Annotated in this window: 25 protein-coding genes; 8 read left to right on the top strand and 17 right to left on the bottom strand. The window is 67.9% G+C overall.

Annotation, left to right across the window (positions count from 1 at the left end; genetic code table 11):
- Positions 1-48: 48 nt before the first annotated feature.
- Positions 49-312 (bottom strand): hypothetical protein, encoded by a 264-nt coding sequence (locus ACWD02_RS06595; protein WP_451205180.1) that lies wholly within the window; start codon positions 310-312, stop codon positions 49-51.
- A gap of 92 nt (positions 313-404) precedes the next feature.
- Positions 405-968 carry a GNAT family N-acetyltransferase gene (locus ACWD02_RS06590; RefSeq protein ID WP_451205177.1) on the bottom strand — a complete coding sequence of 188 codons (564 nt, stop codon included), beginning with the start codon at positions 966-968 and terminating at the stop codon, positions 405-407.
- A gap of 354 nt (positions 969-1322) precedes the next feature.
- Here ACWD02_RS06590 and ACWD02_RS06585 point away from each other — a divergent pair, with 354 nt between their 5' ends.
- Positions 1323-2522, top strand: coding sequence for a PP2C family protein-serine/threonine phosphatase (locus ACWD02_RS06585; protein ID WP_451205175.1), 1200 nt, complete (start codon positions 1323-1325; stop codon positions 2520-2522).
- A 218-nt stretch (positions 2523-2740) separates the two neighbouring features.
- On the opposite strand, the gene ACWD02_RS06580 is transcribed toward ACWD02_RS06585, so the two are convergent.
- On the bottom strand, positions 2741-3724 hold the full coding sequence (locus ACWD02_RS06580; protein WP_451205172.1) for a hypothetical protein: 984 nt from the start codon (positions 3722-3724) through the stop codon (positions 2741-2743).
- Positions 3725-3942: 218 nt separating this feature from the next.
- Here ACWD02_RS06580 and ACWD02_RS06575 point away from each other — a divergent pair, with 218 nt between their 5' ends.
- The 4 genes from ACWD02_RS06575 to ACWD02_RS06560 all read left to right on the top strand — a co-directional run bounded on the left by ACWD02_RS06575 (position 3943) and on the right by ACWD02_RS06560 (position 7020).
- Entirely contained in the window at positions 3943-4545 is a 603-nt protein-coding gene (locus tag ACWD02_RS06575) for a pentapeptide repeat-containing protein (protein WP_451205867.1), read from the top strand.
- A 149-nt stretch (positions 4546-4694) separates the two neighbouring features.
- Positions 4695-5441 (top strand): GAF and ANTAR domain-containing protein, encoded by a 747-nt coding sequence (locus ACWD02_RS06570; protein ID WP_451205169.1) that lies wholly within the window; start codon positions 4695-4697, stop codon positions 5439-5441.
- The gene (locus ACWD02_RS06565) at positions 5438-6181 is read left to right on the top strand and encodes an ANTAR domain-containing protein (RefSeq protein WP_451205166.1); all 744 of its coding nucleotides are present in this window, start codon (positions 5438-5440) and stop codon (positions 6179-6181) included. The genes ACWD02_RS06570 and ACWD02_RS06565 overlap by 4 nt, the downstream gene beginning before the upstream one ends.
- A gap of 293 nt (positions 6182-6474) precedes the next feature.
- Complete coding sequence (locus ACWD02_RS06560; RefSeq protein ID WP_451205163.1) at positions 6475-7020, top strand: pyridoxamine 5'-phosphate oxidase family protein; 546 nt, start codon at positions 6475-6477, stop codon at positions 7018-7020.
- Positions 7021-7146: 126 nt separating this feature from the next.
- Here the strand turns inward: ACWD02_RS06560 and ACWD02_RS06555 are convergent, their stop codons facing one another.
- The 3 genes from ACWD02_RS06555 to ACWD02_RS06545 form a co-directional block, all read right to left on the bottom strand.
- Complete coding sequence (locus ACWD02_RS06555) at positions 7147-7839, bottom strand: GAF and ANTAR domain-containing protein (RefSeq protein WP_451205160.1); 693 nt, start codon at positions 7837-7839, stop codon at positions 7147-7149.
- 69 nt (positions 7840-7908) lie between these two features.
- Positions 7909-8595 (bottom strand): ANTAR domain-containing protein, encoded by a 687-nt coding sequence (locus tag ACWD02_RS06550; RefSeq protein ID WP_451205157.1) that lies wholly within the window; start codon positions 8593-8595, stop codon positions 7909-7911.
- A 38-nt stretch (positions 8596-8633) separates the two neighbouring features.
- A complete protein-coding gene (locus ACWD02_RS06545; protein ID WP_451205155.1) occupies positions 8634-9377 on the bottom strand; it encodes a GAF and ANTAR domain-containing protein in 744 nt (247 codons plus the stop codon).
- 355 nt (positions 9378-9732) lie between these two features.
- On the opposite strand from ACWD02_RS06545, the gene ACWD02_RS06540 reads away from it, so the two are divergent.
- Entirely contained in the window at positions 9733-10536 is an 804-nt protein-coding gene (locus tag ACWD02_RS06540) for a GAF and ANTAR domain-containing protein (RefSeq protein WP_451205152.1), read from the top strand.
- A 577-nt stretch (positions 10537-11113) separates the two neighbouring features.
- Here ACWD02_RS06540 and ACWD02_RS06535 read toward each other — a convergent pair.
- From ACWD02_RS06535 to ACWD02_RS06525, 3 genes are all read right to left on the bottom strand, one after another.
- Positions 11114-11872 carry an ANTAR domain-containing protein gene (locus ACWD02_RS06535; protein WP_451205149.1) on the bottom strand — a complete coding sequence of 253 codons (759 nt, stop codon included), beginning with the start codon at positions 11870-11872 and terminating at the stop codon, positions 11114-11116.
- Between the two features lie 58 nt (positions 11873-11930).
- Complete coding sequence (locus tag ACWD02_RS06530; RefSeq protein ID WP_451205146.1) at positions 11931-12605, bottom strand: ANTAR domain-containing protein; 675 nt, start codon at positions 12603-12605, stop codon at positions 11931-11933.
- Positions 12606-13041: 436 nt separating this feature from the next.
- Positions 13042-13599, bottom strand: coding sequence for a TetR/AcrR family transcriptional regulator (locus ACWD02_RS06525; protein ID WP_451205143.1), 558 nt, complete (start codon positions 13597-13599; stop codon positions 13042-13044).
- A gap of 96 nt (positions 13600-13695) precedes the next feature.
- Between ACWD02_RS06525 and ACWD02_RS06520 the strand changes: the two genes are divergently transcribed.
- Together ACWD02_RS06520 and ACWD02_RS06515 are read left to right on the top strand one after the other, a co-directional pair.
- A complete protein-coding gene (locus ACWD02_RS06520) occupies positions 13696-14304 on the top strand; it encodes a DUF2867 domain-containing protein (RefSeq protein WP_451205140.1) in 609 nt (202 codons plus the stop codon).
- 1014 nt (positions 14305-15318) lie between these two features.
- Positions 15319-18528: an RHS repeat-associated core domain-containing protein gene (locus ACWD02_RS06515; RefSeq protein WP_451205864.1), complete on the top strand. Its 3210-nt coding sequence runs from the start codon at positions 15319-15321 to the stop codon at positions 18526-18528.
- A 701-nt stretch (positions 18529-19229) separates the two neighbouring features.
- Here the strand turns inward: ACWD02_RS06515 and ACWD02_RS06510 are convergent.
- From ACWD02_RS06510 to ACWD02_RS06475, 8 genes are all read right to left on the bottom strand, one after another.
- Positions 19230-19781, bottom strand: a complete 552-nt coding sequence (locus ACWD02_RS06510; protein ID WP_451205137.1) for a hypothetical protein — start codon at positions 19779-19781, stop codon at positions 19230-19232.
- A gap of 164 nt (positions 19782-19945) precedes the next feature.
- Positions 19946-20395 (bottom strand): nuclear transport factor 2 family protein, encoded by a 450-nt coding sequence (locus ACWD02_RS06505; protein WP_451205134.1) that lies wholly within the window; start codon positions 20393-20395, stop codon positions 19946-19948.
- 42 nt (positions 20396-20437) lie between these two features.
- Positions 20438-21622, bottom strand: coding sequence for a pyrroloquinoline quinone biosynthesis protein PqqE (gene pqqE, locus ACWD02_RS06500; protein ID WP_451205132.1), 1185 nt, complete (start codon positions 21620-21622; stop codon positions 20438-20440).
- Positions 21619-21885: a pyrroloquinoline quinone biosynthesis peptide chaperone PqqD gene (gene pqqD / locus ACWD02_RS06495; RefSeq protein WP_451205129.1), complete on the bottom strand. Its 267-nt coding sequence runs from the start codon at positions 21883-21885 to the stop codon at positions 21619-21621. The genes pqqE and pqqD overlap by 4 nt, the downstream gene beginning before the upstream one ends.
- Positions 21882-22643 carry a pyrroloquinoline-quinone synthase PqqC gene (pqqC, locus tag ACWD02_RS06490; protein WP_451205126.1) on the bottom strand — a complete coding sequence of 254 codons (762 nt, stop codon included), beginning with the start codon at positions 22641-22643 and terminating at the stop codon, positions 21882-21884. Before pqqC ends, pqqD begins: the two co-directional genes overlap by 4 nt.
- Entirely contained in the window at positions 22640-23539 is a 900-nt protein-coding gene (pqqB, locus tag ACWD02_RS06485; protein ID WP_451205123.1) for a pyrroloquinoline quinone biosynthesis protein PqqB, read from the bottom strand. Before pqqB ends, pqqC begins: the two co-directional genes overlap by 4 nt.
- Positions 23540-23548: 9 nt before the next feature.
- Complete coding sequence (pqqA, locus tag ACWD02_RS06480; protein ID WP_451205120.1) at positions 23549-23680, bottom strand: pyrroloquinoline quinone precursor peptide PqqA; 132 nt, start codon at positions 23678-23680, stop codon at positions 23549-23551.
- Positions 23681-23762: 82 nt separating this feature from the next.
- Positions 23763-24755 (bottom strand): ThuA domain-containing protein, encoded by a 993-nt coding sequence (locus ACWD02_RS06475; RefSeq protein WP_451205118.1) that lies wholly within the window; start codon positions 24753-24755, stop codon positions 23763-23765.
- Positions 24756-24781 lie beyond the last annotated feature (26 nt).

Below are 24781 nucleotides of genomic sequence, written 5' to 3'. Positions count from 1 at the left end.
CGTCACTCCTGAAGCACGGTGACGCAAACCGATTTCCGCGTCTGTCGGTCACAGCCACTCGCTGATGGCCGCAACGAGGACGGTCGCCTCGTGGCGAACCGCGAGTTGTCGTGTCTCGTGGCCACCCCCCGTTTCCTCGTGAGTGAATAGCTGGGAGCGCAATGCCGCAGAGATCGCAAAAGCACTGGTCAGGAGGACGAGGAAGCAATGGTCGATCTGGTGGTGCTGGTGGACTACCCCCGCGAGCAGGAACGACGCGAGATTGACCGCTGCTTCGTACGAGGAGGCCGTCTTGTCGTATCGGGTGGCCATGCCGCGGAAGCCTGTGAGCTGGTTGACGCAGCGCTTCACGCGGTATCAACGGAAGGGGGCCTACTGGGCGAAGGCGCTGGTTGACGCCGTGGCTACGGCTGCTTCCACTGCTCCTTGGTGATCTCGTACCGTACGCCTCCCTGCGCGGCGCCCTCGATGCTTCCCATGTCCGAGGGAACGGGGATGGTGCCTGCGAGCCTCATCTCGAGCTTCTCCATGACGTTGCGCGAACCGCGGTTCACGCACATCGTCTCTGCCCAGACCGTGCGCACACCGAGTTCCGTGAACGCCTTGGCCAGCAAGGCCCGCGAACCCTCGGTGGCATAACCCTTGCCCCAGGCTGCCTGCCGCAACCGGTAGCCGAGTTCGACTTCGTCCAGGGGCCCCTCTTGCTCGGGCCGGAGGATGAACCAGCCGATGAACGCGCCGCCGTCCTTCTCGTGTGCGGCGAACAGTCCGAGGTCGCCGCCCCACTTCACATACCCGGCGAGGATCTTCGGCAGGTGGTGCTCCCGGATGACCTCCGGCGCGGTCGGATCGCCGCCGCTCAGGTAGCGCATCACTGCCGGGTCGCTGTCCAACTCGATCAGCAGGTCCGCGTCATCGGCAGTAAAGCGGCGCAGGGCCAGACGCTCGCTCTCCAGGTAGGTGTTCATGAGTCGATCATGTCTGACGCGAGCCGGGCAGCCCAACAGATTTCCCGGGCTATCCGGTCAGGGGGCCACTTCTGTGTGTTGCTCCGGGCCCGCCCCCTGCCGCCGAAGTTGAGCGCGCTCCCAACCTGTCCCAACGCGCCGTCACTGTTCCGGAGTTCGGGAGTAGACGGCTTCGTTGCCGGGCTTGACCGCTGCACGGATCACGGTCCGCGGGCGGGTATACAGATACCCCGTGCCGGAAAGGTGGCCTCGCCAGAGCATTCGACAGGGCCCGCAACATTGTGTTCGTCGGGCAAACCTTTGATCTGGTGAACGGTTGCGGGAAGGAGATCATGAGACTGAGGGAGGCTACACATGGCGCAGGGTCGGATCAGTCTGGCCGAGGTACTCGCGGCGGCGGAGGACGCCGCACCGGGAGCCTCTCTCGACGTAGTGGCCCGCAAGCTACGCGAGTGGTTCGACGCGCGGTACGTCTCATTTCTGTTCGTCGACATCGTCGGCCGGCAGATGGTGCGGGTCAGCGAGGAGGGCGATGCGCGACAGGAGAACCACGCCGAGCAGATCCCTCTCGCCGGCAGCGACTACGAGAAAGTCCTGCGTACCCAGAAGCTGGTCCAGAGCCCAGGCGGCTCACGTGGTCAACACGTGATTGCTCCGGTCACCAATCGGGGTGACACCATCGGCGTGCTGGAGTTGTTCCTCCCCGACGTCACGCAGCACGTACTGGAGCAGGTGGAGGAGACCGCGCACGCACTGGCGTACATCGTCGTCACTGACCGCCGTTTCACCGACCTCTATTTCTGGGGCCAACGCACCATCCCCGTGAGTCTGGCCGCCGAGATCCAGCGGCAACTCCTTCCGTCGGCGTCTTCATGTGAGGCCGCCGAATTCACTCTCGCCGCGGCGCTGTTGCCCGCCAACCACATCGCGGGTGACACTTACGACTACGCCCTGGACCACGACACCCTGCACCTGTCCATCACCGATGCCATGGGGCACGACGTCGACGCCGCCCTGATGGCCACCCTCCTGGTGAACGCCTCCCGGGGCGCTCGCCGCACCGGACACGATCTGGCCGAACAGGCGCGCCAGACCCACCAGGCTCTGCTCGACCACGGACGCAACACCCTCGCCACCGGTCAGTTGCTGCGCATCGCTCTCGACGGCAGTGGCGCCCAGCTCGTCAATGCCGGCCACCCGCGGCCCCTGCGTCTGCGCGCGGGCGCTGTCGAGGAGGTGCGTCTGGCTGCCAACCTGCCTTTCGGTATCCCCGCCCCGCGTCCTTACCGCGTCCAGAACCTCGACCTGTGCCCTGGCGACCGTCTCGTCCTCTGCACCGACGGCATGCAAGAGCGTCAGGCCCAGTCGGTCGACCTTGCCGCGCTGATCTGTGCCACGGCCGGCGAACACCCCCGAGAGGTCGTACGGCTCCTGACCGCCGCCGTTACGGAGGCGTGCAACGGCCAGATGGCCGATGACGCCACCGTCATCTGCCTGGACTGGCACGGCCCCCATCCCGAAGGCCGTCACACTCGGGCCGGCGCCAACACATAGTTCTCATTTCGCGCCCCCGGTGCCTTCGTTGCACCGCCTGCACGGAGGCGGTCACCATGCACGGTACGAGGGTCCCAAGATCGACGCCCGTGGAGATGGGTCGACCCATGGAAGCAGGTGACCCATTCAGGTGCTGTTTCTGATCAAAGGTGCGGGTGGTGTCCTCTTCACTCCAGGTCGGCGAGTTGCTGCCCTGCGGGTGGGCAGCCTAGTGGGCCTCAGTTGCTGGCCGACTGGCTGCGGGCCATCACTGCGTTTGTCCGCGCCCGCGGCGGATTGCCATGGGTCCGAATCCAGTAGGAGCGGACAGCGATGGTCAGCGCGGCCCCGTAAACGGCGAACGCGGCCAAGCCGATCCAGGCGACCAGCAGCGCATCGCCCGCAGAGTGGAAGTCGCCTCGCGGCGTCGTCACCACACCGGCCGTGGACAGGGCCGCGTAGCAGACTCCGAGCAGCCCGTACGGGGCCAGAGTGGCGGCGCCGATCAAGGCCGGGGTCATGGGGAGCCAGCGCGGGACGCGTCGGCCGCTCAGTGACCGTGTCCAGCGCGGGAAGACCTGGCCCCACGGGCGGACCAGGCCCCACAGCAGGAAGACGCCGAGCGCGGCCAGCAGCACGGTGGCGTCCAGGCCCCAGGACTCCAGGGTGAGCCAGATTCCCGACGCACCGTTGCGCTTGGAGATCGCAAGCATTTCCTCGCCGGTCATCCCGGCGAAGGTACCGCCGGAGGCCCAGATCAGCTTCATCGCCGCGTAGGGGAGGAAGGCCACCGTTCCGGCGCAGGCAGCGAGCTGAGTTGGCCGTGAGGCGGCAGAAGGGGGACGCTCGACGGCTGCTTCGGACGGACGGCGGGCAGATCGGGCAGTGGCCGCGAGCAGCAGGACTCCTGCGGCCGCCAGCGCGTGGTGGACGGCGGCCACTCCACTGTCCACCCCCTGACCGAACACCAGCGTGATGACGTCCATCAGCAGACCGAATGCGGCGACCCCTGCAAGCACGCAAAGTCCCCACAGCGCCACCCGCAACGCTGGCCGCAGCCCCCACCGCCCCACCGCACAACAGGCCACCCCCGAGAGCGATCCCACCGCCACGACCACCCAGCCCAGTACGGTGGGCCCCGGAGCGGCGCCCACGTAGAGCAGCGGCGTCCCGCTGAGCGCGCACACCAGGCCGAAGCCGGTGTAGCCAACCGCCCAGAGCAACGTGGCCGGGCCTGCCCGGTACGGCCACCGGTGGCGCCACGTGCGTTTAAGTGCCGTCGTCGTCCCTGCCGCACTGATCATGAAGTGACCCTCGCACCGACCGCGCCGGCGCGACATCAACCCCCAGAGCGACCTTTCTCCCCCTGGCGGGCGAGCGACTTCTACGACCCAGGTACGTATCACTGTTGACCGAAGGCCACTCGACAGAGGCGGACATCATGACGCCATGGGCAACAGCGGCAACGGCGCGAAGAAGGTCCCCACCACAGCCTCCTGGATCTGGGGCGGCGTCGGCACTGCCGCCCTCATCGTCCTCCTCATCTGGGGACCGTGGTGGATCGAAGGCCACCACCTCAAAGAGGGCGGCAAGCTCGTCTCAAGCGCCGGGATCATCATCACCGGCTTCCGCACCATGCTCATTGCCATCGTCGCCGGAGCAGTCGCAGCAGCTGGCCTCAGGTACACGCACAAGAGCCACCAGCAAACCGAGAAGCTCTTCGAGCACACTCGTGTGGTCGGGCACCCTATTCCAGGACTCAGACCTGAGCTACGTACGACTCGGAGGGGCCTTCCTGCGAGGCGCGCACTTCCAGAACGCGAACCTGTACAGCGCCCAACTGATGCGCGCAAGAATGTCGGGCGCGCAGCTTCAAGGAGCCAATCTCTCCGGAGCGGATCTCGGGAACGTGGAACTCGCCCGGGCCGACCTGGATGGTGCACGACTGAGCACCGCCACCGGACTACGCGCGTTCCGGCTGCTTAAACAGCGCCACCAGTCAACAGAATCGCTGGACGCCTTCGGGAGTGGACACGGAGCGTGAGGTCCTGCGCGGACAAGAGCGGGGGACGACGGCGGGTGCGACCGGTGATGAGGTCGCTCGAGAGGGGGTTTTGCCCTCGTTTACATGACGCTGCTAGGGCGCGAGGACGAAGATGGGCGGTGGACCCGACGCGGAAAGGGAGTAGCCCGGTGACCGACGAGAGGGTTCTGCAGCTGCTTGATTCGATCCGGCACAGCGAAGGAGGGGAGCTCTCACCGCGGTGGGCTGGACGGAGCGCCGCGGCGCTGGGCCTGAGCGGTGTGGCGGTCTCGGTGATTGCCGAGGGGCCGGAGCTGGTGTGTTTCAGTGACCGGCTGAGCGCCCAGTTGGAGAACCTGCAGTTCACCCTGGGAGAGGGGCCTGGTATCGAGGCGGCGCGCAGCGGCACGATGTGTCTGTTGGCCGATGTGCATGCCGCTCCGGGACCGCGCTGGAGCGGCTTCCTGTCAGAGGTCACCAAGCTGCCACTGCGGGCCATCTTCGCTTTCCCGCTGCGCTGGGGAGCACTGCGCGTGGGCACCTTCACCGGATACCGGCGAGGGCCGGGCATGCTCAGTGACGAGTATGTCGAGGATGCGCTGATGCTTTGCGACGCTTTGACGCAGTTCCTGTTGCACATGCGGCTGCCCGGTGCCAAGGAAGCAGCCGAAGGGGCGGGGGCTGGGGTGATGGGGTTGCACCGGGCGGAGGTGCACCAGGCCACCGGTATGGTCGCCGCCCTGCTCGGTATCCCGCTCGCCGCGGCGATGTCCCGGCTGCGCGCGGAAGCTTTTATACTGGACTGCGACGTCACCGACGTCGCCCGCGCGGTTGTGCGCCGCGAAATGACCTTGGCCGCCAATCACAACACTCGCGGCGGTACCGACAACGGCTCCTCGTCCCAGGAGAATCCATGACGACGCCACGAGAACAGCGGCTGGCCGACACCTTCGTCCTGCTCTCCGACACCCTGGTCCACGACTTCGACCTGGTCGACTTCTTCCAACTCCTCACCGACCGCTGTGTCGAACTCCTGGGGATCTCTGCCGCCGGCCTCTTCCTCACTCGTCCCGCCGATGCCGCCCTGCAGCCCTGCGCCTGGACACCGGCCATCACACAGACCGGCGATCTCATGGCGACCGCCGCCGTCGACAGCCCCGCCGCACACTGCCTGCACACCGGCGAGTCCGTCGCTCCGCAGGCTTTGGACCATGACGACGTGTACCCGGCCTTCGTCCGCCGGGCCCGGCAGGACGGCTACACCTACACCGCGGCCGTCCCGCTGCGCCTGCGCAACCAAGTACTCGGTAGCTTGCTGGTGTTGAGCGCCGCCGCCGACGCGCCCGCACCCGCCGACCTACCGTTGGCCCAGGCTCTCGCCGACCAGGCCGCCATCGGCCTGCTTCACCAGCGCACCTTCGTCACTGACCAGGCCCCCACCGCCCAGCTCCACACCGCCATGCACAGCCGCATCATCATCGAACAGGCGCAGGGCTTCCTCAGCGTGTGCCTGGACACCTCCCTCGACGACGCCTTCGAAGCCATGCGCCACCACGCCCGCACCCATGGCCAACGCCTGACCACCGTGGCCACCCACGTACTCGACCAGGGTCTACGCCCCGTCCCGCCGCCCCGCACACACGTCAGCGAATCGTGAGCCCGGGGCCGTAGCTCCGCACTGGACTGGCCCGCTGAGGACCGGGGCCAGTATGAGGCCGGGTTCCTGTGGGCGGGAAGCGTCGGCGGGGGCTACCGCAGGGGAGTGAGCGTCTCTATTTCACGTCCCAGATCCATGCGTCCGCTGGGAACGTCTGGGAACGACGCGACGAAATCTACGAAGGTTTCCTCGGACTGCGGCTGGCCAGACAGATCCCGGCCGCGGCCCGGTGCTGAGCGCTGCCGGGTAAGGAGCCGTAGCCTTCATGACACGCAGAGGGAGAGGACTTTGTCATGACGCCCAAGGTGCCCAAGACTGAGCTCGACGCCCGTTACAGTTCGGCGCTCAATCCGCGCCCGGGCGCGCCGGACGTCACCGCCACCGACTGGGCCGAGGCTCAGCGCCGGCTGCGGGGCGCCGAGGTTTTCTGGATCACCACGGTCCGGCCGGACGGCCGGCTGCACGTCACGCCACTGATCGCCGCCTGGCACGACGGGGCGCTGCACTTCAGCACCGGATTGGGTGAGCAGAAGGCGAAGAACCTGGCCGGCAACCCCCAGTGCGCTCTCACCACAGGCCACAACTCACTGTCCGAAGGTCTCGACCTCGTGATCGAGGGAACGGCGCAACGGGTGGTGGATCCGGCGCGGCAGAACGAAGTCATTGCCGCGTTCGAGGCGCAGTACGGGGATCACATCACCTCGTCAGAGGGGATGTTCTACGGCTTCGGTGACAGCATCCGCGAGGGCAACGACCTGTTGTTCGCGGTGGCACCCGGCACGGCGTACGGCTTCGGTCACGATGGCCAGGTGTTCAGCCACACCCGCTACACGTTCTAGCGGAGGGCGGGGGTAAGCCATCTCTGCCCGCACACGGGGCTGGTGAGCCGTGGGGGAAAAGGGCCTGCTGGTCGGCACGTTGACCGCCGACGGAGCACTGTGCATTCGCGTGTTTCGGGCCCTGTTCTAGTCGAGGCTCTGGTGGTCGAGAACGTGTGCGGCTGTGCTCAGCAAGGGTTGGTTGTGGCGGAAGGAGTGGGCGCGGATGCGGGCCAGGGCGTCGTCGGGGGTGAGCCCGTACTTGGCGGCGAGGACGCCGGCGGCCATATGGACGCTGGGCGGGTAGCCCTGCGGTCCGCGCTGGGCCGGCCGTGATCGGGTGGTGAGCAGGTGGGGGTGTTCGTCCAGCGCGAGCAGGGTGAGGATGCGGGTGTAGGCGATGGCTCGGTCTTTTTGGGCCGAGGTGAACGGGCTGGGCGCGCAGCGGTTGAGGTCCATGGCGCCGACGCGCAGGGCGCCGATGGACAGGGGCAGGGCCAGGATGCTGCGGATGTTCTGCTCGGAGGCGATCGAGGCGAAGGCGGGCCACCGATCGGGCTCGGCGTTCAGGTCCACCACCTCGACGGGTGCGCGTTGGGTGAAGGTCTCCGTGCAGGGGCCCTCACCGGACACCAGCTGTGCGTCCTCCACCATTCTGGCCCGCTCGTCGGTGGCCGCGGCCAGCAGGCGCAGCTCGCCGGCGCTGACGAGGGTGATGCCGGCGAAGTCGGCTTCCACGTCGTCGGCGCAGGCCCGGCAGGCGCTGGCGAGGGTGATGTCGGTGGTGCGAGCGGTGACGCTGATGTGGTGCCACGCCGCGGCGTGGTGGTTGTCGTTCATGAGCACCCCTGCGATGAGGCCGGGGCGACGAGTACAGGTCCGGAGCCACACAGAGGTGTCACGGCCGTGTCACCTGCGTTCGATGGTGGAGGTGTCGAGGGCGCCGTCGATGAGCTGTCGACACAGCGTGGTCAGAGATTGCCGGTGCTTGCGGGCGTGACGGCGCAGGGCCTCGAACGCCTCGTCGGGGTCGGTGTGCCAGTGCTCGGCCAGGATGCCCTTGGCCTGCTCGATGACGATGCGGCTGGAAAGGGCGGAGCGAAGCTGGGCCCGTTCGATGTTGGCGTGCACCAGGGACCGGTGTTGCAGGATGGCGATGGTCGCCACGTCGGCCAGGGCCTGCGCCACTTTGGCGTCGCTGTCGCTGAGCTTCTGTTCCCGGGTGTCGAAGAGATTCAGTGCGCCCACCACCTGCTGGCGCAGGCGCATCAGCAGTGCGTGCGTGGTGGCGAAGCCGGCCTGACGGGCCCGTTCGGCGAAGCGCGGGAACTCGGAGGTCTGCGCGGCGGAACTGAGATCGACGTTCAGGCGGGCGGTGGCGTCGCGGTAGCACGCCACGCACGGCCCCTGGTCGGTCTGCAGAGCGAAAAGTTCGAGCAGTCGGGTGTGTTCATCCGAAGCGGCGATCAGCTGCAGGTTGCCGTTCGGGCCGGCGAGCATGACGCCCACGGCTGAGACGTCCAGCAGGTCATTGCAGTGATCGCGCAGCTGGTGCAGGAAGTCGATCAGGCCGAAGTCGTCGACCAGCGTGTCCACGGCATCCACCATGGCTGCCAGCAGTTGTTCCTCACGCCTCATGGCCCTTCAGTCCCTTCGCCGGCCCTGCTGTCCGGCCCGTCCCTATCATCTCGAAGGCGCAATCGTCGGGCCACCACGTCCTCGGCGACCTCCGTCACGGACCGCGCGTGCGCAAAGGCGTGAGCACGCAGCCGCAGCAGGGCCTGGGCCAGTGACACCCCGGCCTGCACACTGACCATGCCGCTGGCCTGGTGGACGATGGCCCGGTAGAAGTCCGAGCCCTGTTCCCCGGCGGCGAAGGCGTCCTGCTGCGGGCTGCTTTCCAGGAGCACGGCACTGACCGCGTTGGCCACCAGCCAGACATCGGTCATCCCGTCGTTCGGCAGCGGGCCCGGCGTGGCACGCTGCAACGTCATGGTGCCCAGGCACGCGGCACCGGTCTGCAACGGCACGCAGAAGACCGCTCCGATGCTCAGCGCCATCACCTCGGGCAGGAGCGCGGGCCATCGGTCAGCAGCGATGGTCGACAGGTCCGCCACCAGGACCGGCTCACCGGAGAGTGCCGCTTCGGGGCCCGGCCCCTGGCCCAGCGTGTACTGCAGGTCCTCCAGCCGCGCACTGGCCCCCTTGGTGGACCACAGCAGTTCGCTCAGGCCGCTGTCGGTCAGCGCCGACACGGCGATGCCGTCCGCGCCAAGGACCTGGGCGCACAGCTGCGGGTCGGCGCCCACCAGCCCGCTGTCGCCGCCCGTGGGGTGCAGACTCTCCAGCACCGCAATCAAGTCCCGGCCGCCGGCCACCGCACTTCACCTCCCGGCATGTCCACCCTCCGCTTGTCAGCACAGCGCCGCCGGTTTGGGCGGACTTCCGATGCCCCGAGTCTAGGCAGTTGAGCTGCCATGGATGGCCGACCACCCTGGATGGGCAGGGCCACATTCGTCTTCCCGGCGGCGCGGAACCGGCGGGAAAGCGACACCGGAGGCGCATCCCGCCGAGCGTCGCCGGTGTCGATCGCCTCTAGTTCCTGTGCAGCCTGCGGGCAGGGCGTAAGGTCGGTGGAGAGGGCTGCCCGAGGCGACGCTGCTCGTTCACCTTCCCTTCGGCGGTGTCGGCGGTGTCGGCGGTGTCGGCGGTGTCGGCGGTGTCGGCGGTGGAATGAACCATGACGATGCGCGCACACCCCGGGGCCGCAGGCCCGTCGGCTCCGGGAACGGGTTCTTCGTGAAGGGCCCCCGCCCGCAAGCTGTCGTACTGGCCGCCAGCCATCTGGGCCACGCCCACCCGGCCCGGCGCCTGGGCGAGGCGTGCCGGGCCGCCCTGCGTGAGTCGTACGCCGTGGGCCTGACGCTGGCGGTGGACGCCGCCCTCGCCCAACGGGTGTCCCTGTGTGCCACCGGCCCGTTGGCTGCACGGGGCGAGGCGCTGCAGCTCAGCCTCGGGGAGGGGCCGTGCGTACAGGCGCTGAGAGAGAACGCGCGGGTTCTCGTCAGCGATATGGACGACGTTGAGGTCACCCGGCACTGGCCCTTTTACGCCGCACGGGCCAGGGCCGGCGAGATCCGCGCCGTTTTCGCCCTGCCCGTGCTGAGCGGCTCTGATCCCGCAGGGCGGTTCGGGCTGGTGCTCTGCCTCTACCGCTCACGGCCTGGCCCGATCTCCGAGGCCGACCTGCACACCGCCCAGGATCATGCGGACGCTGCGGACCTCCTGCTGCTGACTGCCCCTGTGTCTGCCGGGGAAGAGCCGGCCCACGCCTGGCTGTTGCCTGACGACGCGGTCGTCCACCAGGCCATCGGCATGATCAGCTACCGCCATGCCCTCACAGCCGGCCAGGCGCTGGCCTTGCTGCGCGCCCACGCCCACACCCAGGACATGGATCTGACCAGCCTCGCCCACGCCGTCGTGCACGAACGCTTGGCCCTCACGGACCTGCGCGCCTGCGGCCCCACCGACAGCTGACGGGCCGCCACGCTCCCCCCACCGCAAGCGCGGTCACACTGCTGAACCGATCAAACACCCGCCAGCATGCCCGCTCCCGCTCCCGCTGCTGCGGCTGCGCTCAGGGTGGCCACCGGTGCCGGCCGCGAATCCGACGGCTGCAAGATCACCGACCGGTCCTGCGAAGGACTTCCTTCGTTCCCGACACCGGGAGGCCCGGCCGGAAAATGTGGCGGAGCTACGGACACACGGTGCTCCCGGTGGGAGGCTGGCAGTGTGGCCGGGCGCCACCTCGATCGGACCTCGCGTAATGCCCTCCTGGCGTTGCGAGGCTGCGGGAGTTGCCACGCTGGCGCCTGGAGGGCGGAGGCTGGAGCCGCGTTGTCGGCGATGCAGCTCCAGCTGGCCTCGGCGGTCAGTCACGGCTCGGGGGCTTGGAGCCTGCGGTGCGGGCGTACGCCCGCCGCACCTGCTCTGAGAGTAGAAGGAACAGGGGCTGATCGGTAGTAGCGACCGGCCATGCTGCTGCAGCGGCGTGCGCGGGCGGCCATGCATCGCGTACGGCGGTCAGGCGCGGGCCGGGGCGCCGCCGCACGGCCTACTCGGAGTCTGCTCTGTCTGCCGGGTCGGCCTGTGTTCGGGCAGAGGAGATCGCGGGCGTGAGGCCGGACTCGATGACATCGCGGGCGACCCTGCTGAGCAGGATCCGGTGCTGGCGGGCGTACCGGCGCAGAACGTCGAACGCTTGGTTGAGAGTGACGTTGCTGCGGGCCGCCAGGACGCCTTTTGCCTGCTCGATGATGATGCGGCTCTGCAGAGCGCCGTGGAGTTGCTCGTTGACGGTGTGCTGCTGGCGGATGGTGCGGGCCTGGATGAGACCGATGGTCGCCGCGTCGGCGAGCGCCTGGGCCAGGGCCAGATCGTCGGGGTTCAGGGCCCGATCTCCGGTGTGCAGCAGGAGCAGGCTGCCGATGTTGTCCTGGCGCAGACGCATGGGCAGGGCGGTGGCCAGGGTGTAGCCGGCGTTGAGGAGGTGCGGGGTGAACTGCGGCCAGCGGGCGGCCGCATCGACCAGACGAAGCGAGGCGACCGGCCGGGTGGTGCGGTGGGCGTCCACGGCCGGACCCTGGCGGCAGGCGGCATCCACCACGTCCTGCAGTGCGGGGCTGGGGTCGCAGGGCGCGGGGCTGTGCAGGTTCAGGTTGGGATGGGCCAGGAAGACCGCGGCGTCGGTGACGTCGAGGAGTTCCTGGCAGCGGACGGTCATCTGGTGGAGGAAGTCGATGACGTCGAAGTCCTCCACCAGCGTGTCCGCCAGTTCCACGAAGGTGCGGGCGATGTGCTGTTCCCTGCTCATGGGTGGACTCCTTGACTCCCGCGCAGAGCGTGGCCGGTGGGCACCGGGCTATGTCGTGTCATTGCGGCAGTTCCCGCTGAATGATGGCTTGGGCGGCCGCCGCCAAGGGCAGGCCAGAGGTGTACGCCTCGGCGCGCAGCCGGTCCAGGGCCTCGGCCAGCGAAACGCCGAGCTTCTCGCTGAGGACGCCGGTGGCCTGGTGTACCTCGGCCCGGTGCAGGTCCGCGGTTCCGGCGTGACCGGGGTCGCTTCCAGCGATGCTGCCGGCCGGCCAGTGATTCAGGACGTGCTGGGCCAGCGCGTCGGCGACCAGCTGTCCCTGCGTGGAATGCTGCGTGGTGAGCGGCCCTGGTGTGCGCCGGTAGCCGGTCATCGTCCCCGCTGGGACGGCGCCGATGTGCACAGGCCAGACGAACAGGGCCATGATCCCCAACTCTTCGGCCTCGGCAGCGTACTGCGGCCACTGCCGGGCTAGCAGCTGACCGAGGTCGGGCAGTTCGCGCACCTCTGTCTCGTCCTGGAAGAGCAGGCCGGGACCCTGGCCGAGGATGAACTGCAGGTCTTCCAGCCGGGCGCTGGTCTCATCGCTGAACCACACCAGCTCCTGCCCCAAGGAGACGGCTATCCCGCCAAGGCCCAGAGCTTGCGCACAGGCGACCGCCCAGCCACGGCGCTGTTCCTGGTTCGCCGCCGCAGGCAGGCTGCTCAGGAGTTCACCGACCGTCGCACCCATGCCCTCCGGCCCCGCTTTCGTCGGTTTCCGTGCGGCGCAGCGGCGCGCCACCCATGCTCTTCCAGCGTAATGCCGGATGGCCGGCCGGATGGTCCGGATGCACGACTTGCCCGAGCTCACCCCCTACGGGGCCCATTCGCAGGCAGACTTGCTGACCTGGCGCAGAGAACTCGCTGCGCTGGGGGATCAGCGGCCGATCCATCGGGGCGCAGAGTGGCCCTCGTGCGAAAGGACATTCCGCAACCGTCCAGGGGGAGAAGCCGTGAGGCAGGCGACCCGCGTTGACGATCCGTCCCACCTACCCGGCGGCAGCGTACGGGTCCACGGCATGCCCGTTGGGGCGCGGCGAGAATACCGCGCAACTGGCGTCGACGAGCCCAGCAGTGGTGGACAGCCTGGCGCCGCCCGCCGACGTACCACCACACCGCGAATGCCCCTAGCCCAACAACCGGTTCCTGACCGCGGCGAGGACTTCCCTGCGGCTGCGCGGGCCGTTGTCGGCGGCGATGAGGTGGTCGCCGATGCGCAGCGAGAAGGTGATCAGGCAGCGGGCCTCGACATCACCCTCGTCGGGGCAGAAGTCCCGGTAGAGCTCGCGCAGATAGTCCATGCGTCGGTTGTCGGCCCGGCGCAGGCAACGCGCGACGTCTTCGTCGCGCCGGGCCCAGTCCCGGATCGCGAGCTCGACTCCGGCGTCGGTCACGGGCCTGTCGCCCGATCCCACGAAGTCGAAGAGGTGCCCCAGCCGTTCGCGGGCGTCGCCCCCCTCGTGCTCGATCCGCTGGATGACGTCCTCGGTGACTCCGCGCTCCCAGGTTTCGAGCATCTCCTGCAACAAGGCGGCGCGGTTGCGGAAGTAGCCGTAGAAGCCGCCTTTGCTGACGCCGAGTGCCTGGGCGAGGACCTCGACCCTGACAGCCTCGGGGCCGCCGGCGGCGAGCGCCCGCAGCCCTTCCTCGATCCACTTGTCCCGCGGTGTACGGATCGCGCCCATGCCGTGCCTCTCTTCACATTCCCCGGCCGAGTATACGCAACCGTATAGATGGCCTTATGCTCGATGTATACGTCACCGTATAGACAGGGGTCCGCCATGAGCGAGCTGCGCCTTCCCTCAACCGACCACACCTCCCGCCCGTGGCGGATCCACGAGGTCGCTTGCGACTTCCGGCTCGAGGATGTGTGGGCGCTGCCCACACCGGGCGGCCCTGATGACCTGCACCACCTGGTCCAGCAGATGGCAGATGGCAAGGGCGGCCCCGACGGCGGCAACCTCGTGGGCCGCTTCCTCTTCGCAGTGCGCTGGAAGCTCGGCGCGCTGCTGGGCTGGGACAAGGCGGACTCGGGCGTCGGTGGCCGGGTGGCGACCCTGCGGGACCGGCTGCCGGACGACCTGCGCGAAGGGTCGCGCGGCCCCGACCTCGGCGCGGCACCCTTCACCTCGGTCTTCCAGACGCACGACGAGTGGGCTGCCGAATGCGCCAACAAGACCATGCACGGGGTGATGCACATCGGCTGGGTCCCGGACGGGCGAGGCGGCTACCGCGGCCAGATGGCGGTGCTGGTGAAGCCCAACGGCCGCCTCGGCTCCCTGTACATGGCCGGCATCAAACCCTTCCGGTACCTGGGGGTCTACCCGGCTCTCATGCGATCGATCGGTCGGGAGTGGCGAGAGAACAAGGAGCACCGAACGGCGCACTGACGCTTCCATCCCGGTAGTCCTGGCCGCTGCTCCCTGCTCCCTGCTCCCTGCTCCCTGCTCCCTGCTCCCCGCACGGCGGCGCGGGGGCCAACATCGCCGATCAGCAAGCGCTGCAGCAGTCACGACTTCGTCGGAATTCCCAACGTCCTTACGTGGCTGCTATGTGGCTGCTCGGTCGAGAGCCGCCCAGTATCCGCAGACTCTCCGGGCGCAGACCGGGGAGCCTGCGGAGCGCCGTTCTCTGTGCAGCCTCCACGTTTGCTCGGCCATCCGGTTACGACTGGGTGCCGTCATCTGCCGGTGGCCGGAACAGGCTGTGGAGTGCGGGGCAGAGTAGCCAGGTGAAGGGCCGTGTGTACGAGGGGCCGCCAGACGCCGGCGTGCGCGTCAACTGGGCCTGACGTAGCGGACATCAATCGCTGGCGCCACCCCACACTTGCTCCTCCCTCGGCGCTTGAACCTGTGCGGTGGTGTCACTGACCGTTATCCGGGCGGTTTCGGCCTCGGGCCGTCGCTTGCGACCCATCGCGCTCAGCGCAAGATCCACTCCTTACGCCTGAACCGTCAGCCTTGTTCAGTAGATGGCTGGGTGTCGGGTGTTTTCGGTCAGGTTCGGGTTGGTGGCGGTTTCGCCGTCTGTAAACAGGGGTGTGGGGAGGCTTTCGTTCCGCACTGTCTGAGGGTTTTTGCCCGCGCGGAGGGGAGGGGCTGATTCCGTCACGTGTGGCATGGGGGATCGGGGGAACGAACCCGCGGCTTGAGGTGATGGTGTGTCAATTTGTGTGCCTCTCGTGACCGTTGGGGTCTGCGGGATGTGACTTCCTGTGGGGGGGAGCCTTGATAAATCGCACCTGGGGCGCGCGCCTTTCGCGCGCCCGCAAGAGAACCAGCCTGGCCTCGGCGGCAGTGGTGGCCTCCGGCGCCCTGACGCTGTCCCTGCTGCCGGCCGCAGGCATCGCTGCGGCGGCCGATGAACCGGCGTCGGCGTGGGGCAAGGACGCCCCGACGTTCACCATGCCGCCGGTCAAGGTCGGGACGAACGAGCCGGTGGCGCCGCAGGCCGAGCGCACTCCGTCCGATGAGGTCACACGATGGAGGGCCGAGCAGAAGAAGCGCGCGCAGGGCGGCGACGCGGCGATCGGCCGCTCCGGCCGGGCGGCACCCAGTGACTACGTGGCCGAGGGGCAGGGTGACGTGCCCTGGCACAAGATCAGCAACTTCGCGATCACGGACGCGCTGACCGCCCGGGTCGACTATTCGACCGGCAACCTGATGCTGACCGCGACAGATTTCCAGATCGCCGGGGTGGGCCAGAACCTGAGCCTGTCGCGCACCTACAACTCACTCGACGCCCCGTGGGGGAAGGTCTCCCAGCGGTGGTGGCAGCAGTACGAGCGCTATCTGCAGGTCCTGGACGGCGAGGTCGTCCTCTACGACGCCTCGGGCGACAGCCTGCGGTTCGCCCAGAAGGCGGACGGCACCTTCACCACGCCCAAGGGCTACTCCAAGGAACTGAAGAAGAACGCGGACGGCACCTACACCCTCACCAACTGGAAGTCCTCGTCCAAGGACACCTACAACGCCGACGGCACCCTGACCAAGGTCACCGACAAGAACAAGGGCGCCATCACCGTCACCCAGCACGATGAGGGCGGGCAGAACAAGGGCTTTAAGCTGACCGAGACCCGCTCCGGCCGCTGGATCGACCTGCTCAAGACCGACGCCTCGCAGTGGCAGGCCAAGGACAACGCCGGCCGCACCGCGGTCTTTGACCTAGACCCGACCGGCAACCTGCACAAGACAACCAACGCCGAGGGCAAGACCACCACCTTCGACTACGACGACTCGCGCCGCCTGACAAAGATCACCACAGCGGAGAAGCGGGTCACCGTCTTCACCTACGACCAAGCCAACCGCATCACCTCCATGCTGCGCGCCACCGAGTTCAACGGCTCCGGCCACACCGGCCCCACCTGGAGGTATGAGTACGACGCGGCCACGCCCACGGCTGCAGGCACGACCAAGGCCATTGATCCTGAAGAGCATGCCACCCGGTACAAACACGACGGCGACGGCCAGGTCGAAGAGGTCACCGACGCCCTGGGGCACAAGCGCTCCACCAAGTTCGACGCGAACCACAACGTGGACACGGCCACCGATGCCATGGGCTCGGGCACGACCCCCGGCAACGTGTCCGACTACGGGTTCAACACCCGCAACAACCTGGAGAGCGTGAAATCGCCGACCGGCGGCAAGTCGGTCACCAGCTGGCAGACGATCGCCGGCGGAGACGTGCCCAAGGACTCCACGAACGCTGATGGTGAGAAGACCAGCTACGGCTACGACACGGCAGGCAACACCAAGTCGGTGGCGCAGACCGGCACCGGAGGCGGCACCGTCTCCTACACCTACAACCCCACCACCCCCACCTGTAAGGGCTTTGAGGGGCAGCGCTGCACGGCGGAGACGAAGATGTCCGCGTCCAAGACGGTGAAGACATCGTTCACCTACGACGACAAGGGCAACCTGGTGAAGGTGAGCCCGCCGGGGCCGCTGGGCGAGACGACCTACACCTACGACAGCCTGGGCCGCACCGAGACCCTCACCGACGGCCGCGGCATCAAGAAGGTCTTCACCTACGACCACCTCGACCGCATCAAGACCGCCTCCACCACCAACGACACGGTGCGCTACTACTACGACGACGACGGCAACCTCCGCCAGCGCGACGACAACACCGGCACCACCAAGTACCAGTTCGACCCGCTCCAGCGCGAAACCATCCGCACCCTGCAGGACGGCTCCCAGACCCTGCTCGCCTACACCCCGGCGGGCAACGTCGACTTCTACCAGGACCCGGCCGGCAAGGTCGACTACACCTGGAACGAGGTCAACAAGCTCAAAGAGTTCAAGGACCCGCAGGGCCGGGTGACGACGTACAAGTACAACAACAACGACGTCCGCACCGAGACCGCCTACCCCGGCGGCACGGTGCAGAAGGTCGACGTCGACAAGTCCAGCCGCCCGGAGAAGATCAAGGCGACGTCACCCAAGGGCACTCTGGTCGACCTGGCCTACACCTATGGCTACGGCACTGGTGCCGCGACCGACGGTGACAAGATCCGTACCAAGACCGACGCGGTGGCGGGCACGAAGACCACCTACAGCTATGACGGGTCGGGGCGCTTTTCCTACGCGGCGGAGAACAAGGGCTCGACGCTGAATGAGTCCTGGCAGTACTGCTACGACCTGGCCGGGAACCTCACCAGCCAGGGCACTGAGAAGGGCTGCCCACGCGGCACCACCTACACGGTCAATGACGCGCAGCAGATCACCGCGAAGAACGGCTCGTCCACCAACTGGTCCTACGACAAGGAGGGCCACGAGACGGCCGCAGCATCGACCCCGGAGGGCACCCGCACCGGCGAGATGTGGTCGGATCACAGCCAGCTCACCTCGCTGACCGTCGGCGGCAAGACCTACGCCGGTCAGTACGGCTCCACCGACCAGAGTGAGCGCATCAAGCTCGGCGACACCTACTTCCACAACGGGCCGATCGGCCTCTCCGCCACCTCAACTGCCGGTGCGGACACGGGCTTCAACCGGGAACCGGAGGGCACACTCAACTCCATGACCCGTGACGGAAAGGCGCACTACTACCTCACCGACGCCCTCGGCTCGGTCGTCGCAGTCGCCGACGAATCCGGCACGAAGCTCAACTCGTACGCTTACAGCCCCCGCGGCGTCACCCGCTCCGCGAGCAGCGAGAAGGTCTCCCAGCCCTACCGGTTCGCCGGCGGCTACCAGGACCCGACGGGCCTGTACCACTTCGCGGCCCGCTACTACGACCCCAACATCGGCCGGTTCAACAGCCCCGACCCCTCCGGCCAGGAGAAGAACCCCTACCTCTACGCCGAGGGCGACCCCGTCAACCGCATCGATCCAGGCGGCCTTCTCAGCCTGAGTGGATTCGTTGACAGCGTCGGTAAGGGGTACGACGTCGCCGGCATGTTCAAGGATGCTGCAAAGGGTGATTGGAAGGGGGTCGCGAGTACCGCTGCGTCCATGGTCGGCGGAGCCCTGGTGGGTACCACGTGCGGAGCCGTTGCGGGTGCTTTCGGCGTGGCTACCGGAGGTGCAGGACTTGCCACAGGAGCCGCTTGCTTGGCGGCGAGTGAATTCGGAAGCTATGCCGCTGGAGATTTCGTAGAGCGGCAATTCTAGAAGGCTAGAAAGCGAGACGAAACGTGATAGTAGGTCCAATTGTTCTGGCTCTGGCGGGTGCAGTGTGTATCCTCATCGGCGTCTACGCGGCTCGCGCTCAGGGTAAGATGGTGGCCCGCAGGGCAGGCGAGGCGAATGCCAGTGTTACTCGCAACGTAACGCGCATTGTTTGGATCGCAATCGGAGTGGTCTTCATCCTGGTGGCCGCGGTCGGCGCTATAGGCGGACTCGCTAAATAGCGACGACTGAAGTGGCTCAAGGTATCGTTTTCCATTTCGTGGGTGCGCCCGGCCTTAGGTTCGGGCGCACCCACGAACCTTCCATCCGGCATGACGTGAGCGGCAAGCGCCGGGAACGTCAGCCGGGCGCACCACGAGCACAAACGGCTCGGCCGCGGCATGGCACTCTCCATGCTCGCAGGGGTGGGCCCACCGCGAGACACAGAGGTCAGCAAGGTCCTGTGCGGGGGCCGCCCGGCCAGGCACCGAGCAGCACCGTGTGCACCGGCGCGACCACGTGCGCCGTCAGACGGCTCGTCAGCCAGTTGTCTTCCTCCTGAGGTACCACCCGCGAAGTCCCCCCATTGCTGCGGAGTTGAGTGCGCGCCTCCAGTTCGGCTGCTCGGCTGCTCGGCGGCGGATGGTCGATCGTGTTCGCGACAAAGGAGGAGAGCATGCCCAGTCAGCGATCAGGAGGGACGCCTATCGGGGCAGACGACCCACCACGGCCCGGAGCCTCTCTCGCCCTGCCGTGACGCTCGCCTCCCATAGACCTGCAGCGTCACCACTCAGCGAGAGGAACTGGAGCCGTTGCTCGTCAGCCAGAAGGCTGGCGCCCGCCACATTCTGGTCCAGCATGCCCATCGCGGTGAGTGCCGCATGGCCGCAGGACACCGCGTCATCAGCGTTGCCCGAGGTGTGGGCCGGCAACGCGTACCGCAGGCAGAGGGCGGCGAAGAACGCGTATGTGTCCGCGACACCGGTGACCCTCTCCTTGTCCGGCTGGAGCTCCGGAAACCGCTCCAGCCGGCGCACTCGCTCGGCGGCGTCGGCGAGTGGCCTGTCGGCAAGCCAGAGACCGCTCACGGATTCCGCATAGAGGTCCAAGTCGGCTTCGCGCCCCGGTTCGCCCGCCCGCAGGCCGACGAACAGCGGCGCCATGCGTTCCGCGCAAGCGGCGACATACAGGCGGACTGTCTCGCCGCCCCCGCCACGAAGCGCCTTCTCGACGGCCCCCTCCACCAGCGTCTCCACGTCTCATCCTCATCCCGTTCGACCAGATCGACAGGCTACTCAGCGGGCTGGGGGCCGCAACTGGACACGTTGACTGCCTGAGGTGTCTGAGATCCGCTAACGCATTGGACGGCTCACCGCGCCCCTTCACATGCGGCTGTGAGCAGTGGACTGGCGTTCGATCTTCAGTTTGTCGGTGTCGCCGTGGTGCAGGCGTCGGTGATAGCGCGGGTGTCCCAGTAGAACGGTCGGACCTCGGTGATCCGCCCGTTCTTGACTGTGATCGCTTGCAGGATGGGGAAGCTGAGTTCACGGCCGGTCGCACGGGCGCGCGCATGGACCTGCGTGAGCACCACCGCAGTCTCGCCGGTGGCAAGAAACTTCTGGTCGACCATGTCGAACGATTCCCAGATCTGTCGCATCATGCGGAAGAACTGCATCATGCCGTCATATCCACGCCACGTGCCGCCATAGGGAAGAGCATCTGCCTGATGCAGCTCGACAGTTGGGGCGAAGAAGGGGGCGAGCAGGTCGAACGAAGCCTCGCCGGAGCCTGCGGCCGCGAGGTACTTCGCCTCAGCCGCGTACATGCCGGTGAGGACTGCCAGTGAGTCTGTGGTGGATGTCATCGTCATGCGGCCAGCATGAGCAGATGGGACGGCTCTTGCTGGCGGCAATCAGACGTCGTTGTGCGGCGCGGTCATCGTTTCCGCGACAGGCCCTGGCGGTACTTCCGGCGGAGACTGGGGAGGTCCGGGGTGGCGGGCTGATCGTGCCGGTCGGGCTGCAGCAGTATGACGCCGAGGGACGATCGCGGGCGGTTCGCTGACACGGGTGAGGTTGATGAGGGCGGGGTGGTCGGGGGACAGGGAGCAGGCGGGGTCGGTCCGGGTGGCGTCCCCGGTGAGGGCATGGGCCTGGCAGCGGCAGCCGCCGAAGTCTTCGGTGCGCCGTTCGCAGTGGCGGCACGGGGAGGGCATCCAGTCCGTCCCCCGGTAGGCGTTGAAGGCCGGTGATTTCTCCCATATCCAGCGCAGTGAGTGGTCGGCGATGTTGGGGGCGTCGAGGCCGGGGATGGATGCGGCCGCCGGGCAGGGCAGGGCCGTGCCGTCGGGGGTGACGGTGAGGGAGACGGCGCCCCAGCCACCCATGCACGGTTTGGGTGTTCCGGAGAAGTAGTCGGGGACGACCCAGGTGACATCGACGTCGCCTTCCAGCCGCTTGCGCCAGCGGTCCACCACTTGCGAGGCGGCGGCAAGCTGGTCCCGGGTGGGCATGAGGGCGGCCCGGTTGAGCAGGCCCCAGCCGTAGAACTGGATGTTGGCCAGTTCGATGCGTTCCGCCCGCCAGTTGACGGCCAAGTCCATGAGATCGTCGATGGCGTCGAGATTGTGGCGGTGCAGGACCACGTTGATGCCGAGAGGCATGCCGCGTTCCCTGACCAGGCGGGCGGCTGTGCGTTTGGCGTCGAAGGAGCGGCGGCCGCCGATTTTGTCGGACCTGATGGGATCGGCGTGCTGAATGGAGAGCTGCACGCTGTGCAGGCCGGCACCGACCAGTGCGTCGAGCCGTGGTGCCGTCAGGCCGACGCCGCTGGTCACCAACTGCGTGTACAGGCCCGCTCGGACGGCAGCTCGGGTGATGTCCTCCAGGTCCCGGCGGAGCAGGGGCTCGCCGCCGGACAGGTGCGTGTGCAGCACGCCGAGTTCCGCTGCCTGGGCGAAGACCGCGGCCCACTGTTCGGCTGGGAGCTCGCGGGAGCGGCGGGTCAGCTCCAGCGGGTTGGAGCAGTAGCCGCAGTGCAGGGGGCAGGAGTGGGTGAGTTCGGACAGCAACGCCCATGGTGGGGCTGGGTTGGTCATCGCAGGCAGCCCTCCGCGCGCAGCCGTTCCAGGAACGAAGTGATCTCACGCCGTGCCTGTTCCGCGCCGATTCCGTCGGCGAGAGTCTCGGCGATCTCCTCCACGGTGCGCCGTCCGTTGCAGCACTCCAGCACCGCCCGCCCCGTGCCGTGCAGCACGATGACCCGTTCGGGCACCAGCAGGACATCGACCTGGCGGGCGGGGTCGTAGCGCAGCACCGCGGCCGAGTGCACTCGCGGGCGCCAGGGATCGGAGCCGTTCATCGGGCGTCCTTGGTCTGAGCCCCGCCACCTTGCACGCTGTCGAGCAGGCTCCACAGCACATCGCACTTGAAGGAGACGGCGTTCAGGGCTTGTTGTTGTTGTGCGCGAGTGGTCGCCCACTGGGTGACCCAGGACAGTGCCTCACTGCCGTCCCTGCGCCCCTGAGGGACACGGCTGTGGAAGTAGGCCAGACCATCCGCCGCGATCCACGGGTAGTGAACGGGGAAGGTGTCCAGCCGGGTCAGCATGATGGAGGGCGCGCACAGTTCCGTGAGGGACGAGGCGACCGCTTCGAGGGCGCTCTGGTTGCGGCAGAAGTTGACGTAGCCGTCCACGGCCAGACGTACCCCGGGCAGCAGGTGCCGGTGGGAGGTGAGTGCGTCGCGTGAGAGGCCGACGGCGTCACCGAGGCTCAGCCAGCGTTCGAGTCCGCCCTCGCCGTCCGTGGTTCCGTCGTGGTCCTGGATGCGCCGGATCCAGGAGCGCCGATGCTCGGGTGAGGGCAGCTTGCTGAGGATCAGTGCGTCTTTGATGGGGATGCTGCACTGGTAGTAGAAGCGGTTGGCGACCCAGGTGCGCAGTTCGGCGGGGCGCAGTTCCCCCCGGTGCATGCGCTGGTTGAACGGGTGCTGGTCGTGGTATCGCGCCGCGACCAGGCTGCGCAGCCGCAGCTCCAGTGCGGCCGCGTCCCACGGCTCGGCATCCGGTCCGCCTCGATCGGTCGGCGGAAGACCGGTAGCGCGCAGGGCGGTCGTCACAGTGTCACCACCATTCTCTCCTCGGCTACGCGCAGGCCGAGTGCCGCGAGCCGGTCGTGTGCGCGGGCATCCGGATCGCCCAGCGCGTTGGTGTTGTTGAGGTGGGTGTACAGGACCTGTGCTCCGGCGTGGCCAAGGCGGTGTGCCGTACCTCGGGGGCCTTCGATGGGCAGGTGTCCCATTTCCGAGGCCGTGCGCGGTGAGATGCCGGTGCGCCGGGGCTCGTCCTCGTCGAGGAATGTGCCGTCGAGCATCACGCAGTCGGATTCGGCGACCACGTCGTCGAGGCGATCACTCCATGCGGCGATCGCGGGAGCGTACAGGGCGATGCTGCCCGTTGCGGGGTCACACACCTTCAGTGCGGAACTCCAGGCAGGGTGGGATGCCTCGTTGGCCGCGTAACGCGGTCGCTTGTCCGACAGAGGCACCGTGCTTACCTCCAGGCCCGCGATCTGGGCCGGTTGGCCGGCACCGGCCGAAGGGAGGTCGTGCCAGGCGAGTGTGGTGTAGGGGGAGAGGATGTCGGTGAGGGGCAGTCGTGTGACAAGGGTTTTGCGTACGGGTTCGGTGCACCAGATTTCGATGCGGGCGGCCTCGCGCAGCCGCAGCAGGCCCAAGGTGTGGTCGAGTTCGGCGTCGGTGAGTGCGACGCGGACGACGGGTGTGCGGCCGTGACCTGCGGCCGGCCGCAGACTGGGATGGCTTTCCAGCTGCTCGGCGATGTCGGGGGAGGCGTTGGCGAGAAACCATGTGTCGGGCCGGGGGCCCTGGAAGGCGAGGGAGTCGTGCAGGCGTCGGCGCGCGGGGTGGCGGCGTGCCCCGACGCAGCCGGGGCACGCACAGTTCCACTGGGGCAGGCCGCCGCCTGCCGCGGTTCCAAGGACGCGCAGCAGCACGGCGGGCGCCTACTTCTGTGTCAGGGCGTAGGCGGTGATCTCCATCGCCGTGTCGACGACGGTGAAGTCGGGTGTCTGCCAGCCGGTGGGCTGGGCGGGCTGTGACTGTGTCTCGGATGTGGGGAGGGTCTGCTCCTGCACGGTGGCTGCCTTTCTCTGGGCGTATGCCGGCTGTCCCGGCCGGGGCCGGGCGGTCTGGGGTGTGTGCCGCTGTTGTCGGGGACTACTTGCAGAAGGGCGCCTTGCCCATGGCGGACTCGATGCCGCCCAGGAGGAGCCTTTGGAATTCGGCGGCGCCGGGGAAGGAGCCGTCGGTGGTGAAACTCTTGGCGTCGTGACCGAGGGTGGTGAGCCAGGCGCGGCCGCCGTCGTAGTACTGGCACCAGGCCACTGGATGGTCGTTGCCGTGGCCGGGGTGGTTGTAGTTGCCTGCCACCCCCTTGGCCAGGGTGGACTCGTCGACCTTGGCCAGCACCCGCACCTTGGTGGGGGCGGGCACGAGGTTGTACCACTCGTCGGAGATGGTCCAGGTGGACGGCAGCTTCTTGGTGGAGACGTCCTTGCGGTTGACCGTGCGTACGCTGCCGGGCTGTGTGGGGCCGTGGTCGTAGAAGTTCGCGTTGCCCAGCAGGCCTTCGTACCAGGGCCAGTTGTACTCGGTGCCGAAGGCGTTGTGGACGCCGACGAACCCGCCGCCGCCGCGGACGTACTGGCGCAGCGAGGTCTGGGCGGCGTCGTCGAGGGCGTCGCGGCTCGTGGAGTAGAAGATGACGGCGTTGTATTTGAACAGGGTGGCGGGCGAGGCGAGCTGGGAGACGTCCTCGGTGTGGTCGACCTGGAAGCCGTGGTCCGTGCCCAGCTTCTGCACGGCCCGTTGTACGACGTTGCTGTCGGCCAGCGGAGGGTTCATGCCCGGTGCGAGCGCGGGGCCGAGGTTGGCGTGGCGGGGGCCGGCGGTGCGGGTGTAGAGGAGCACCTTGTAGCCCTTGGAGGCGTCGAAGTTGCCCCAGTTGTGGTAGCAGCGGGCGTCGGTGCCGCGGCAGACCCCGTAGTCGGGGTCGCCGAGTTCCTGCGCACCCTGGCCGATGCGGCCCTGGGCGACGCTCAGGGAGCCCGTGGCGACCAGGGCGATCGTGATGCCCAGTGTGCCTGCGGCGCCGGTCAGGGCGGCGGTCAGGGGGCGGATGCGACGTCTCGTGACGGCACTTGTCGTCATGTGGATGTCCTCGCGAGGTGTGAAAG

Source organism: Streptomyces sp. NPDC002853 (genome assembly GCF_053591915.1).
This window is presented reverse-complemented; position numbering and strand designations above follow the sequence as displayed.

Excerpts from the sequence above, each read along its gene's own strand:
- ACWD02_RS06520 (WP_451205140.1), top strand. The coding sequence starts at position 13,696 with ATGAGCGAGCTGCGCCTTCCCTCAACCGACCACACCTCCCGCCCGTGG.
- ACWD02_RS06585 (WP_451205175.1), top strand. The coding sequence starts at position 1,323 with ATGGCGCAGGGTCGGATCAGTCTGGCCGAGGTACTCGCGGCGGCGGAG.
- ACWD02_RS06540 (WP_451205152.1), top strand. The coding sequence starts at position 9,733 with ATGAACCATGACGATGCGCGCACACCCCGGGGCCGCAGGCCCGTCGGC.
- ACWD02_RS06595 (WP_451205180.1), bottom strand. The coding sequence starts at position 312 with ATGGCCACCCGATACGACAAGACGGCCTCCTCGTACGAAGCAGCGGTC.
- pqqE (WP_451205132.1), bottom strand. The coding sequence starts at position 21,622 with ATGACCAACCCAGCCCCACCATGGGCGTTGCTGTCCGAACTCACCCAC.
- ACWD02_RS06590 (WP_451205177.1), bottom strand. The coding sequence starts at position 968 with ATGAACACCTACCTGGAGAGCGAGCGTCTGGCCCTGCGCCGCTTTACT.
- ACWD02_RS06475 (WP_451205118.1), bottom strand. The coding sequence starts at position 24,755 with ATGACGACAAGTGCCGTCACGAGACGTCGCATCCGCCCCCTGACCGCC.
- ACWD02_RS06530 (WP_451205146.1), bottom strand. The coding sequence starts at position 12,605 with ATGGGTGCGACGGTCGGTGAACTCCTGAGCAGCCTGCCTGCGGCGGCG.
- ACWD02_RS06535 (WP_451205149.1), bottom strand. The coding sequence starts at position 11,872 with ATGAGCAGGGAACAGCACATCGCCCGCACCTTCGTGGAACTGGCGGAC.
- ACWD02_RS06505 (WP_451205134.1), bottom strand. The coding sequence starts at position 20,395 with ATGACGATGACATCCACCACAGACTCACTGGCAGTCCTCACCGGCATG.
- ACWD02_RS06575 (WP_451205867.1), top strand. The coding sequence starts at position 3,943 with ATGACGCCATGGGCAACAGCGGCAACGGCGCGAAGAAGGTCCCCACCA.
- ACWD02_RS06560 (WP_451205163.1), top strand. The coding sequence starts at position 6,475 with ATGACGCCCAAGGTGCCCAAGACTGAGCTCGACGCCCGTTACAGTTCG.
- ACWD02_RS06555 (WP_451205160.1), bottom strand. The coding sequence starts at position 7,839 with ATGAACGACAACCACCACGCCGCGGCGTGGCACCACATCAGCGTCACC.
- ACWD02_RS06525 (WP_451205143.1), bottom strand. The coding sequence starts at position 13,599 with ATGGGCGCGATCCGTACACCGCGGGACAAGTGGATCGAGGAAGGGCTG.
- ACWD02_RS06515 (WP_451205864.1), top strand. The coding sequence starts at position 15,319 with ATGCCGCCGGTCAAGGTCGGGACGAACGAGCCGGTGGCGCCGCAGGCC.
- ACWD02_RS06565 (WP_451205166.1), top strand. The coding sequence starts at position 5,438 with ATGACGACGCCACGAGAACAGCGGCTGGCCGACACCTTCGTCCTGCTC.
- pqqD (WP_451205129.1), bottom strand. The coding sequence starts at position 21,885 with ATGAACGGCTCCGATCCCTGGCGCCCGCGAGTGCACTCGGCCGCGGTG.